We start from the raw sequence: 12,806 nt of genomic DNA, 5'->3' as shown, positions 1-12,806 counted from the left end.
ATGACAAGTCAGGCGCGCACTTCCTGCAGCAGCTTGCCACCGGCCTTGCGCTCGCGCGCGGCACGGATGAAGCCGATGAACAGCGGGTGGCCATCACGCGGGGTGGACAGGAATTCCGGGTGCGCCTGGCAGGCCAGGAACCACGGGTGCTGGTCGCGCGGCAGTTCAACCACTTCCACCAGGGTGTCGTCCATCGACTTGCCGGCGATCACCAGGCCGGCATCTTCCAGCTGGGTGCGGTAGCGGTTGTTGAACTCGTAACGGTGGCGGTGGCGCTCGGCGACCACGTCCTTGCCGTACAGTTCGCGGGCCAGCGTGCCCGGCTTCAGGCGCTGCTCCTGCAGGCCCAGGCGCATGGTGCCGCCCAGGTCACTCTTGTCGTCACGCTTTTCCACGTCGCCGGTGGCCGTGCGCCATTCGGTGATCAGGCCGATCACCGGGTTCGGCGACTGGCGATCGTTCTCGGTGCTGTTGGCGTCTTCCAGGCCCACCACGTGGCGCGCGTAGTCGACCACCGCAGCCTGCATGCCGTAGCAGATGCCGAAGTACGGCACCTTGTGCTCACGGGCGTACTGCGAGGTGAGCACCTTGCCTTCGAAGCCACGGTCGCCGAAACCACCCGGCACCAGGATGCCGTCGACATCGGCCAGCGCGGACATGTCGCTGCCTTCCAGGTCCTGCGCTTCCAGCCACTTCAGGGTGACCTTGGTGCGCTGGCGCAGGCCACCGTGCTTGAGCGCTTCGCCGACCGACTTGTAGGCGTCCTGGTGGTCGATGTACTTGCCGACCACCGCGATGGTCACCGCATCCAGCGGATGCAGGGTGGCATCGACGGCGTCCTCCCACATCGACAGGTCGGCCGGGCCGGCCTTGTCGGCCAGCTTCAGCTGGTTGATGACGATTTCGTCCAGGCCCTGTGCGTGCAGGCCCATCGGAATGCGGTACAGCACATCGACGTCGGGCACGCTGATCACCGCGCGCTCGGAGACGTTGGTGAACTGGGCGATCTTGCGACGCTCCGAATCCGGTACCGGCTGTTCCGAACGGCACAGCAGCACGTCCGGCTGGATGCCGATCGAGCGCAGTTCCTTCACCGAGTGCTGGGTCGGCTTGGTCTTCAGCTCACCCGCCGCAGCGATGTACGGCACCAGGGTGAGGTGCATGAACAGCGCCTTTTCCGGGCCGCGCTCGGTGCGTACCTGGCGGATCGCCTCCAGGAACGGCAGCGACTCGATGTCGCCGACGGTGCCGCCGATCTCCACCAGGGCCACGTCGAAGCCCTCGGTGGCTTCGTCCATGCAGCGACGGATCTCGTCGGTGATGTGCGGAATGACCTGCACGGTCGCGCCCAGGTAGTCGCCGCGGCGCTCCTTGCGGATCACTTCCTCATAGATGCGGCCGGTGGTGACCGAGTTCTTGCGGCTCAGGCGGGTGCGCACGAAGCGCTCGTAGTGGCCCAGGTCGAGATCGGTTTCGGCGCCGTCGTCGGTGACATACACCTCACCGTGCTGGAACGGGCTCATGGTGCCCGGGTCGACGTTGATGTACGGATCGAGCTTCATCATCGTGACCTTCAGGCCACGCGCTTCGAGAATGGCGGCCAGTGACGCGGCGGCAATACCTTTGCCGAGCGAGGACACCACGCCGCCGGTTACGAAAATCAAGGGAGTCATGGCTGCAAGCATCCTGTCTGGAAATGGAAAACGGCAGCGCCACGCCTGCCCGGGGGGCGGGCGTGGAGCAGAAAGGGGGTTTTCCGGTTCGCTGGAGCAGCGAGGGAGGTGCGGGCCCGGCCAGCGCAATGCGCCAGCGGGGAACCACCCTGCGAGGTCGGGGCGGCCGTGCCGGTCACTTCGACCGTCACCTGCGACCCGCTTTGCTGGAGGCCACGCTTGGCCGTGCCAGCCCATTCGCAAATGGTGGACACGCACTTACTCCCGGAAAGCCATAGTTTACAGATAGATGGCCGCCAACCCAAGGGGCAGATGGCGCCATCGGCAAAAAGAAACGCCCCGCTGGGCGGGGCGTTCGAGGGGGAAACCCTTGTGGCAAGGGCCTCGGAGGGGCAGAAGAATTACTTCTTCTTGCGTGCCTCTTCCTCTTCTTCCTGCTGCGGCACCGGCTGGCCCTTGGCCTTCATCTCGGCATTGGCCTGCGCGCGGCGCTTGGCCTTGGCCTCGGCTTCGGACTGCGCCTTGTCGGCCTGGTCACCCTGCTGCGGAGCAGGCTGGCCGGCGTTCTGCGCCAGCACCATCGGCACTGCAACAGCGGCGGCAGCCAGGATCGCAATGGTCAGCAACTTCTTCATGGAGTCCTCCTCGCGGTATGGCTCGGATGTGGGGGGCGCCGGTGTTCGGTTCCAGCGGTTGCCATTTTACCCCCTCCCCGCCAACGAGGCTGAACCGCAGGCGTGCAAATTCCCGGTCCAGACCGCACACTTGCCCGTCGCTCCACGCTTTCGAAGACAGATGAACGCCCGCTATAACGCCGCCGATATTGAAGTCCTGTCCGGCCTTGACCCGGTCAAGCGCCGCCCCGGCATGTATACCGACACCGCGCGCCCGAACCACCTGGCGCAGGAAGTGATCGACAACTCGGTGGACGAGGCCCTCGCCGGCCATGCCCGCTCGATCGAGATCACCCTGTTCAAGGACGGCAGCGTGGAGGTCAGCGATGACGGCCGCGGCATGCCGGTGGACATCCATCCGGAAGAGAAGATCCCGGGCGTCGAGCTGATCCTGACCCGCCTGCATGCCGGCGGCAAGTTCAACAACAACAACTACACCTTCTCCGGCGGCCTGCATGGCGTCGGCGTCAGCGTGGTCAATGCGCTGTCGACCCTGGTGGAAATCCACATCAAGCGCGAAGGTGCCGAACACCGCATCACCTTCCGCAACGGCGACCGCGCCTCGCCGCTGGAAGTGGTCGGCACCGTCGGCAAGAAGAACACCGGTACCCGCCTGCGCTTCTGGCCGGACCCGAAGTACTTCGATACGCCCAAGTTCGCCGTGCGTGCGCTCAAGCACCTGCTGCGCGCCAAGGCCGTGCTGTGCCCGGGCCTGACCGTCAAGCTGACCGACGAAGCCACCGGCGAGGTCGACACCTGGTACTACGAAGACGGCCTGCGCGATTACCTGAAGCTGGAGCTGGGCGATCGCGAGTCGCTGCCGGCTGATCTGTTCGTGGGCAACCTGAAGAAAGACACCGAGATCGTGGACTGGGCCGTGGCCTGGCTGCCGGAAGGCGAGCTGGTGCAGGAAAGCTACGTCAACCTGATTCCCACCGCACAGCATGGCACCCACGCCAACGGCCTGCGCACCGGCCTGACCGAAGCGCTGCGCGAGTTCTGCGACTTCCGCAACCTGCTGCCGCGCGGCGTCAAGCTGGCCCCGGAAGACGTGTGGGACCGCGTGTCGTTCGTGCTGTCGCTGAAGATGACCGACCCGCAGTTCAGCGGCCAGACCAAGGAACGCCTGTCCTCGCGCCAGGCCGCCGGTTTCGTTGAAGGTGCCGCGCACGATGCGTTCAGCCTGCTGCTGAACCAGAATGTGGAGCTGGGCGAGAAGATCGCGCAGATCGCCATCGAGCGCGCCAGTGCGCGCCTGAAGACCGAGAAGCTGGTCGTCCGCAAGAAGGTCACCCAGGGCCCTGCCCTGCCCGGCAAGCTGGCCGACTGCATCAGCCAGGACCTGTCGCGCACCGAACTGTTCCTGGTCGAGGGCGACTCGGCAGGCGGCAGCGCCAAGCAGGCCCGCGACAAGGATTTCCAGGCGATCCTGCCGCTGCGCGGCAAGATCCTCAACACCTGGGAAGTGTCCTCCAACAGCGTGCTGGCCTCGGAGGAAGTGCACAACCTGGCGGTGGCCATCGGCTGTGACCCGGGCAAGGAAGACATCAGCGGCCTGCGCTACGGCAAGGTGATCATCCTGGCCGACGCCGACTCCGACGGCCTGCATATCGCAACGCTGCTGACCGCACTGTTCCTGAAGCACTTCCCGGCGCTGGTTGATGCCGGCCACGTGTTCGTGGCGATGCCGCCGCTGTTCCGCATCGACGTGGGCAAGCAGGTGTTCTACGCCCTGGATGAGGAAGAAAAGCGCTCGATGCTGGACAAGATCGAACGCGAGAAGATCAAGGGCGCCATCAACGTGACCCGCTTCAAGGGCCTGGGCGAGATGAATCCGCCGCAGCTGCGTGAATCGACCATCCATCCGGACACCCGTCGCCTGGTGCAGTTGACCATCGACGATGGCGAGCAGACCCATTCACTGATGGACATGCTGCTGGCCAAGAAGCGCGCGTCTGACCGCAAGGGCTGGCTGGAGAGCAAGGGCGATCTGGCTTCGCTGGAAGTCTGATTCCCGGACCGGTGGTAGTGCCGGCCGCTGGCCGGCTGCTTTTCGTGAACCAGCGGGATACCTGGTGCCGGCCAGCGGCCGGCATTACCGGGCCGTTGGATCGGCCGCCATCGGCAAACCCTGCGGGTCCATAATGCGCGTTCATCCGCGTGGACGACCCCATTGCCCGCCAACTCACTGCTGTTCCCCGGGCTGCCGCTGCACAGCGCGCGCCTGGTGCTGAGCCCCATTCGCCGCGATGACGCCGCGGCCCTGTTCGCCCTGCAGTCCGACCCGGACGTGATGCACTGGTGGAACCACCCGGCGTGGACGCGTCCGGCCGAAGCACGCGCGCAGATCGACGACGACCTGGCTGCACAGGCCACCGGCACGCAGTTGAAGCTGGCCCTGCGCGAATCGGTGGACGGCCCCCTGCTGGGCATCTGCGTGGTGTTTGCCCTGGATCGGGACGCGGCGCGCGCGGAAATCGGCTATCTGCTGGCACCTGGCAGGCAGGGCCACGGCTACATGCATGAAGCGCTGCAGCAGGTGCTGGCCTATCTGTTCAACACCCTGCAACTGCACCGGGTGGAAGCGGAGATCGATCCACGCAACCACGCCTCGGCACACGTGCTCGAACGCCTGGGCTTCCACCGCGAAGGCCTGCTGCGGCAGCGCTGGCGTATCCAGGGTGAACTGGCCGACTCGGCCGTGTATGGGCTGCTGGCCGACGACGCGGTGCGCTCAGCGACCTTCGCTTGACCGGATCAGGCCACAACGCCGGCCCATGCCTTTGGACACATCCGGTGCGCGGCACCCCGCCCTAGCATCGGGGTCCCTTCCGCTGCCGTTCCGGTGCCATGAAGTTCCTGCTGCACTCTGCCGCGCTCTGCGTCGGCCTGCTGATCGCCCCTGCCTGCGTGCTGGCCGCGCCTGCTGCTGACGGCGCCTCCGAAACGAAAGAAGAAAAGACCGCAGCCGCGCCCCTGCCGGCCGATGCGTCGGCTCGCCAGAGCATGCGTTTGGCGGGCCGCACCCTCGACTACACCGCCACCGTCGGCACCCTGCCGGTACGCGATGCGAAGGGCAAGGTGATCGCCGATGTGGTGTTTACCGCCTACACGATGCCGGGCAAGGACCGGCCGGTGACCTTCGCTCTCAATGGCGGCCCCGGCGCGTCTTCTGTGTACCTCAACCTGGGCGCCATCGGCCCGAAGGTGGTGACCTTCGGTTCGGAAGGCGACAGCGCATCGGCGCCGGCGAAGCTGCACGACAATCCCGGCACCTGGCTGGACTTCACCGACCTGGTGTTCATCGATCCGGTCGGAACCGGCTTCAGCCGTGCCCGCATCGGCGATGAGGAGGCGAAGAAACAGCTGTATACGCCCAGTGCCGATGTCGAGTACCTCTCGCGCACGATCTACGACTGGCTGCTGCGCAACCAGCGCATGGCCTCGCGCAAGTACCTGACCGGCGAGAGCTATGGCGGCTATCGCGGCCCGCGCATCACCCACTTCCTGCAGACGCGCCTGGGCGTGGCGATGAACGGCCTGGTGCTGGTGTCGCCTTACCTGAGCCCGACCCTGGAAGACAACGCCGATGTCTCGCCGATGGCGTGGATGCAGACCCTGCCGTCGATCGCTGCCGCGCACCTCGAACGCCAGGGCAAGCTGACCGACGCGGCGATGCGCGAGGTGGTCGAGTACACCCGCGGTGACTACGCCACCGCGCTGATGAAGGGCCGCAGCGATCCGCAGGCGACCGAGGCGATGCTGCGCCGGGTGGCCGAGTTGACCGGCCTGGACCCGCAGTTCGTACGCCGCGCCGGCGGTCGCCTGGAAACCCAGGCCTACCTGCGTGAGGTGTTCCGCGACAAGGGCACGCTGGGCAGCCGCTACGACTCCAACGTCACTGCGTTCGATCCGTTCCCGAACGATCCGGAGCAGCGCGCCAACGATCCGCTGCTGGACAGCATCATCGCCCCGACCACCACCGCGATGGTCGACTTCGTCACCCGCGAGGTCGGCTGGAAGGTGGATGCGCGCTACCAGGCGCTGAACTACGACGTGAACCGTCTGTGGGATCGCAATGGCGATCTGCGCGAGGGCGCGGTGACCCAGCTGCGCCAGGCCGTTGCGATCGACCCGCACCTGCAGGTGCTGATCGTGCATGGCTGGAATGACCTGTCCTGCCCGTTCATGGGCTCGATCCTGACCGTGGACCAGATGCCGGCGATGGGCAGCAACCCGGACCGCGTGCAGGTGCGCAGCTATCCGGGCGGGCACATGTTCTACAGCCGGGCTGACAGCCAGGCGGCGTTCCGCAGGGATGTGCAGGCGTTGTTCCAGCGCAATTGAGGGGTTGTCGGCCGGGCCTGCGGCCCGGCACCCGCGGACAGCAACGGCAACGGCAACGTCAAAAGCGGGCTTTCCGTGGGTTGGCGGGGTGGGCCCGGTTGCGGGGGACGCCGTAAACCCCCAGACCGGCCCAGCCGCTGGCGGCTGTGCGTTCGGGCGCTTGCGAAGCAGTACCTCGCAAGCAAAGCGCCCTCACCCTTGGGGGCTTGGCCGCGGCATCCATGCCGCGGACACCCCCGCAACCGGACCCACCCCGCCTTCGACGGGTTCCGGCTGCTGTTGGTGGGTGTCGACTTCCTGCTGCTGTTGGTAGGTGTCGACCTTGGTCGACACTGTAGATCCACGCCATGCGTGGATAACGGAAACCGGATGCTTCATGAAATGAAAAAGCCCGCCGGAATCCGGCGGGCTTTTTGTTTCCAGCGTTGGCGTGGAACTCAGGTCCAGCCGAGCAGCTCGAACAGCTTCAGGATCAGGTAGGCGCAGCCGCCTGCCGCCGGGATGGTCAGGATCCAGGCCCAGACGATGCGTTCGATCACGCCCAGGCGCAGCGAACGCGGGTTCTTGGCGAAGCCTACGCCCATGATCGCGGTGGAGATGCTGTGGGTGGTCGATACCGGCATGCCGAAGTGCGCCGCCAGGGTCAGCACGGTGGCCGAGCTGGTTTCTGCGGCGAAGCCGTGGATCGGGTGCAGCTTGACCATCTTGTGGCCCAGGGTCTTGATGATCTTCCAGCCACCCGAGGCGGTACCGGCGGCCATCACCACCGCACAGGTCAGCACGATCCACATGGCAATGCCGTCGCCGGCGTGCGCGTCCGGATGCATGAAGGCCAGCCACGACGGCAGGTCGTTCAACGCGCCGGTCGCCTCGGCACCGATCAGGGTCATCGCGATGATGCCCATGGTCTTCTGCGCATCGTTGTGGCCGTGGGCAAAGCCCATGTAGGCCGCCGAAGCGATCTGTGCCTTGCCAAAGAACGCATTGACGATGCGCGGACGTGCCAGCCGGCCGATCGCGCCGCCGATCTTGGCCAGGCCTGCGATCAGCGCCCACAACAGCACCATCACTGCGATGCCGAGCAGGAAGCCGGCGATCGGCGAGGTGATCATCGGCACGAACACCTTCCACAGCAGGCCCTTGTTCTGCGCCCAGCTGCCAAGCCGTTCGGACCAGATCAGCGCGTCCCAGTTGTTGTGGGCCGCAGCCAGGCCGGCGCCGCACAGGCCACCGATCAACGCGTGCGAGGACGAGGACGGCAGGCCCTTCCACCAGGTGATCAGGTTCCAGATGATGCCGCCGAGCAGCGCGCACAGGATCACCTGCGGGGTCACGTCGACCACGTTGGTGTTGAGCAGGCCCGACGCGATGGTCAGTGCAACCGCGGTGCCGGTCAGGGCACCGATGAGGTTCATGAAGGCGGCAAGCATCACCGCCCAACCGGGCGACAGTACTTTGGTTGCCACCACGGTAGCGATGGAGTTGGCGGTATCGTGGAAGCCGTTGATGAACTCGAAGACGAGCGCGGCCAGGATCACCACCAGGACTAGGGTGAGCATCGGTACCGGCCCGTCAGCTGTTCTTCAACACGATCTGGTACGCCACCACACCGGCCTCGCGGCAGCGGTCGATGGCCTTTTCCAAGATCTCGAAGAATTCCTTGAGCAGGAACATCTGCAGGTTGTCCAGGCGCCCGGAGTAGATGTCGCGGTACAGCTCGAGCATCAGACGGTCGGCCTCGTTTTCCAGCGAGCGCAGGCGCTCGTTGAGCGCGGTCATCCGGTCCAGGTTCATGTGGCGCAGGTCGGCGACCATCTCCACCACTACGCCAGCGGCCTGCTCCAGCATCGCCGCGCGCGGCGCGAAGTCGATGTGTTCCAGGTGGGTGGTGGCCAGCGAATAGCGATCGGCGAACTTCTCGATCTGCTTGGGAATCTTGTACAGGGCCGAGCCCAGCGCTTCGATGTCTTCGCGCTCGATCGGGGTCATGAAGCTGTCCACCAGCGCCTGGCTGATCTTGTCCGAGGCCGCGCGTTCGCGCAGACGGGCCAGCTTGAAGGCATCCAGGGCGGGCTGGCGATCGGCGTCGCGCAGCATCGAATGCAGTGCCTTGGCGGCATCGGAAGCCGCGACGGCAGCCTCATCGAGCAGGGTGTAGAACTGTTTGCCGGAACCGAAAATGGTCTGCAGAGAGAACATTGAGAAACCTGTCAGCCGTCGCGGGAAGGACGGCACCAGTGCGAATTATGACGGCTAGATGACCATCACGGGTATCCCTGCCCCTTTCCGGGGGTCGGGACGCCCAAAACTGAACAGGCATTTGCCACCCAGCCACGGCCCTTTGCTAAGATGCCAGCGCGCCTTCGGGCGCACCTTATGGACGACGACCCTTATCCCCCAGCGCCGCGCCGGACCCCGTTCCTGAGCGCCTGCCGCCATCGCAAGCACCCGCCCTCCCTGTCACCAACCGGGGACGATGCCCGTGTTTGAAATGATCCTGATTGTTTTCGCGCTTGTTCTGCTGAACGGCTTCTTTGCCATGTCCGAGATGTCGGTCATGACCTCGCGCAAGAGCCGGCTGAAGCAGCTGGCCGGCACCTCCAAGCGCGCGGCCAAGGCCCTGGAGCTGTCGGAGAAGCCGGAAGCCTTCCTGTCCACCGTCCAGATCGGCATCACCGTGATCGGCGTGCTGACCGGCTTCCTCGGCGGCGAGGCACTGGGTGAAGCCATCGGCGGCTGGATCCAGGGGCTGATGCCGGGCTTCGCCTACGCCGGCGGCATCGGCAAGGCCCTTGCAGTCACCTTCATCACCTTCATCACGCTGATCTTCGGCGAACTGGTGCCCAAGCGCCTGGCCTTGACCCGCTCGGAGGACATCGCCGGCCTGGTGGCGCTGCCGATGAGCTGGCTGGCCAAGCTGGCCTTCCCCTTCGTCTGGCTGCTGTCCAAGACCACCCAGCTGGTGCTGCGCCTGTTCGGCCTGGGCAAGGACGAGGTCGCGTCGGTGACCGAAGAGGAGATCCGCATGCTGGTGGCCGAGAGCCACGAGGCCGGCGTGATCGACAGCCACGAGCGCGACATGATGAACCGCGTGATGCGCCTGGGCGACCGTACCGCCGACAGCCTGATGACCCCGCGCAACCGGATCGCCTGGCTGGATACGCTGGGTGGCCTGGACAAGAACCTGGAGATCATGGCCGAGCACGAGTTCTCGCGGTACCCGGTGTACCGCGACAACGACATGGACGTGGTCGGCGTGCTTGAGCTGAAATCGCTGGCCACGCGGATGGCACGCGGCGACAACGCGCTGTTCCAGACGTTGCGCGAACCGCTGTACGTCTCCGAATCCACCCATGCGATGAAGCTGCTGGAGATCTTCCGCGAAGAACAGCAGTCGATGGCGCTGGTGGTGGACGAGTACGGCGAGATCCAGGGCCTGGTAACCATCAGCGATTTGATGGGCGCGGTGGTCGGCCGCCTGCAGGCAACGGAAAATGCCGACGAGGACGCGCTGGTGGTGACCCGTGAGGACGGCTCGCTGCTGGTGGACGGCTCACTGCCGATCGAGGACCTGCGCGAGCTGATCGGCAGCAACGACCTGCCCGACGCCGAGGATGGCGATTACTACACCCTGGCCGGCATGTGCATCCACTTCTTCGGCCGCATCCCGCACGCGGGCGAGTACTTCGACTGGGCCGGCTGGCGCTTCGAGGTGGTCGATCTGGACGGTGCGCGCGTGGACAAACTACTGCTTCGCACCCTGTCCGATGAGCAGGCCGATGAGCTCACCGCCTGACGCCGGCCCCGGCGCTGCATCGCCGGAGTACCGCAACGAGGGCATCCGGACCCTGCTGGCGATGTTCGCCTTCGGTGACCCGGCCCAGCACATGAAGCTGGGACAGATCCTGCAGGATCTGCAGCAGAGTGCCTTTGGTGTATTCCTGTTCGTCGCCATCCTGCCGGCCTTCATCCCCATCCCGGGGTTGGGCGGCGCAGTCAGCGGTCCTTTGGTGATCCTGATCGGCCTGCAGATGCTGTTCTGCATGCGCCGGCCCTGGCTGCCCGGCTTCATTGCCCGTCGCGGGCCGAAGCGCGGCACCATGCACCGGTTCCTGGATCGCATCGATGGTGCCCTGCGCCGCCTCGACCGCATGCTCAAGCCGCGCATGCCGCAACTGCTGACCCCGGCCCCCGCCCACGCCTTCAGCGGCCTGCTGCTGGTGCTGCTGGGCCTGCTGCTGTCGCTGCCGATTCCGTTCACCAACTATCTGTTCGGCTTCCAGTTGCTGCTGTTCGCGCTGGCCCTGCTTGAACGCGACGGCGCGCTGATGTTGTTCAACTGGGTGGCTGCGCTGGTGGCGATCGCTTTCTTCGGCTTCAGTTCCGGGCAGTTGGTGGGCTACACCGTCGACCTGTTCCAGCGCTGGTTCTGAGCGCCTGCCGCTGCGCTCGCCGGGCATGGCCCGGCGGGTTACTGCAATCAACGCAGATCGATGAATCCGTTGTCGCCCAACCGTGCCGGCTCATCCTGCACCGCCGACAACACGAAACTCAACGCCGAGCCGAGCAGCGTGCCCGGTCCGTCCCAGTACTCGGCGGTCTCTGCACGCACGTGGATCAAGCGCAGGCTCGGGTCATCCGGGCCGCCGGGGAAGAACAGCTTCATCGCCGGCGACCACAGCTCTTCGACCTTCGCGCGGTCATCGATGATCCGTGCCACGCCGGCTACCGACACATACGTATTCTTCGATGGCGAGGCATAGGCCACGTTGACCCGCGGGTCGAGCGCGATCTCGGCCACCTTCGGGCTGTCGGCCGCAGTGGCGAACCACAGGTCGCCATCGAAGGCGACCTGCTGGGTGCCGAGCGGACGGCTGTAGAGGCGCCCATCGACACCACGGGTGGTGAACATCGCCACCTCCACGTCCTTGATCAGTTCAGCCAGCTGGGCAATGTGCTCGGTACGCGATTCGTCCATGGGGGACTCCGGAAGTGGGAGTCCCCATCAGACGCGTCCGCACCGCAAATTGCCGTGACGCAATTGTTCAGCCCGCGTGGCGGGCATGCCAGGCTTGCATTGCCAGTTCGAACGAGCGAAGGCGCGCGCGGTGGTCGTACAGGTTGGCGGTAAGCATCAGTTCGTCGGGCTGATGGCGCTCGACGAACGCCGCAATGCCATCGGCGACCTGCTGCGGATCACCCAGCACGGTGCACGCCAGTGCCCGCTCCACGCCCAGCTTCTCGTGGGGTTCCCAGAACGCTTCGATGTCATCGATCGGCGCCGGAATCTTGCCCGGACGGCCGCGACGCAGGTTGACGAAGCTCTGCTGCTGGCTGGTGAACAACCGCCGCGATTCGGCCTCGCTGTCACTGGCCACCACGTTCAACGCCAGCATCGCGTGCGGCTGCTTGAGCGTGGCCGAAGGGCGGAATTCGCGGCGATACACCGCAAGCGCTTCATCCATGGAATCGGGGGCGAAGTGCGAGGCAAATGCATACGGCAGGCCCATCGAGGCGGCCATGCGTGCCCCGAACAGGCTGGAACCGAGGATCCAGGTCGGCACCCGCAGGCCGCCACCCGGTACGGCCTGCACCGCCTGCCCAGGCTGCACCGGTTCGAAGTAGTGCAGCAGCTCGCGTACGTCCTGCGGGAACTGGTCGGCACTGTCGAAATAGCGGCGCAGGGCGCGGGCGGTCGGCTGGTCGGTACCCGGCGCGCGGCCCAGGCCGAGGTCGATGCGATCCGGGTACAGCGAGGCCAGGGTGCCGAACTGCTCTGCCACCTGCAGCGGCGCGTGATTGGGCAGCATGATGCCGCCGGCGCCGACGCGGATGCGTTGGGTGCCACCGGCCACATGGCCGATCAGCACCGCCGTGGCGGCACTGGCGATGCCAGGCATGTTGTGGTGTTCGGCCAGCCAGTAGCGGCGGTAGCCCAGCGCATCGGCATGCTGGGCGAGCTCAAGCATGTTGGCAAAGGCGGCAGTGGTATCGCTGCCCTCGCAGACCGGGGCCAGGTCGAGAATCGACAACGGGATCATCAGGCGGTTTTCCGTCACAAGATCCCCGTTTGATGGGGTCGCCCTGCCCTCACGGCCAGTGCCGGTGGCGG

11 protein-coding genes are annotated in these 12,806 nt (G+C 65.9%); 5 read left to right on the top strand and 6 right to left on the bottom strand.

The window, feature by feature from the left end:
- Positions 1–8: 8 nt before the first annotated feature.
- Together M2299_RS08485 and M2299_RS08480 are read right to left on the bottom strand one after the other, a co-directional pair.
- Complete coding sequence (locus M2299_RS08485) at positions 9–1,673, bottom strand: CTP synthase (protein WP_025878896.1); 1,665 nt, start codon at positions 1,671–1,673, stop codon at positions 9–11.
- A 401-nt stretch (positions 1,674–2,074) separates the two neighbouring features.
- A complete protein-coding gene (locus tag M2299_RS08480) occupies positions 2,075–2,308 on the bottom strand; it encodes a hypothetical protein (protein WP_025878895.1) in 234 nt (77 codons plus the stop codon).
- 160 nt (positions 2,309–2,468) lie between these two features.
- On the opposite strand from M2299_RS08480, the gene parE reads away from it, so the two are divergent.
- From parE to M2299_RS08465, 3 genes are all read left to right on the top strand, one after another.
- Positions 2,469–4,358: a DNA topoisomerase IV subunit B gene (parE, locus tag M2299_RS08475; protein WP_099842248.1), complete on the top strand. Its 1,890-nt coding sequence runs from the start codon at positions 2,469–2,471 to the stop codon at positions 4,356–4,358.
- Between the two features lie 162 nt (positions 4,359–4,520).
- Complete coding sequence (locus tag M2299_RS08470; RefSeq protein WP_100436074.1) at positions 4,521–5,099, top strand: GNAT family protein; 579 nt, start codon at positions 4,521–4,523, stop codon at positions 5,097–5,099.
- 98 nt (positions 5,100–5,197) lie between these two features.
- Positions 5,198–6,694 carry a S10 family peptidase gene (locus M2299_RS08465; protein WP_280884194.1) on the top strand — a complete coding sequence of 499 codons (1,497 nt, stop codon included), beginning with the start codon at positions 5,198–5,200 and terminating at the stop codon, positions 6,692–6,694.
- Between the two features lie 437 nt (positions 6,695–7,131).
- Here the strand turns inward: M2299_RS08465 and M2299_RS08460 are convergent, their stop codons facing one another.
- Positions 7,132–8,253: an inorganic phosphate transporter gene (locus tag M2299_RS08460; RefSeq protein WP_025878891.1), complete on the bottom strand. Its 1,122-nt coding sequence runs from the start codon at positions 8,251–8,253 to the stop codon at positions 7,132–7,134.
- 13 nt (positions 8,254–8,266) lie between these two features.
- A complete protein-coding gene (locus M2299_RS08455; RefSeq protein ID WP_025878890.1) occupies positions 8,267–8,893 on the bottom strand; it encodes a DUF47 family protein in 627 nt (208 codons plus the stop codon).
- A 292-nt stretch (positions 8,894–9,185) separates the two neighbouring features.
- Here M2299_RS08455 and M2299_RS08450 point away from each other — a divergent pair, with 292 nt between their 5' ends.
- Positions 9,186–10,490: a hemolysin family protein gene (locus M2299_RS08450; protein WP_032952108.1), complete on the top strand. Its 1,305-nt coding sequence runs from the start codon at positions 9,186–9,188 to the stop codon at positions 10,488–10,490.
- The gene (locus M2299_RS08445) at positions 10,474–11,127 is read left to right on the top strand and encodes an exopolysaccharide biosynthesis protein (protein ID WP_025878888.1); all 654 of its coding nucleotides are present in this window, start codon (positions 10,474–10,476) and stop codon (positions 11,125–11,127) included. The genes M2299_RS08450 and M2299_RS08445 overlap by 17 nt, the downstream gene beginning before the upstream one ends.
- Before the next feature lie 47 nt (positions 11,128–11,174).
- Here M2299_RS08445 and M2299_RS08440 read toward each other — a convergent pair whose 3' ends face one another.
- Together M2299_RS08440 and M2299_RS08435 are read right to left on the bottom strand one after the other, a co-directional pair.
- On the bottom strand, positions 11,175–11,672 hold the full coding sequence (locus tag M2299_RS08440; protein WP_025878887.1) for a pyridoxamine 5'-phosphate oxidase family protein: 498 nt from the start codon (positions 11,670–11,672) through the stop codon (positions 11,175–11,177).
- A 67-nt stretch (positions 11,673–11,739) separates the two neighbouring features.
- Positions 11,740–12,735, bottom strand: a complete 996-nt coding sequence (locus M2299_RS08435) for an LLM class flavin-dependent oxidoreductase (RefSeq protein WP_099783538.1) — start codon at positions 12,733–12,735, stop codon at positions 11,740–11,742.
- Between the last annotated feature and the right edge of the window lie 71 nt (positions 12,736–12,806).

It is taken from the genome of Stenotrophomonas sp. 1278, from assembly GCF_029892765.1.
Classification (GTDB): Bacteria; Pseudomonadota; Gammaproteobacteria; order Xanthomonadales; family Xanthomonadaceae; genus Stenotrophomonas; species Stenotrophomonas indicatrix.
The sequence above is the reverse complement of the archived record's forward strand: the minus strand, read 5'-3'. Positions and strand labels throughout refer to the sequence as shown.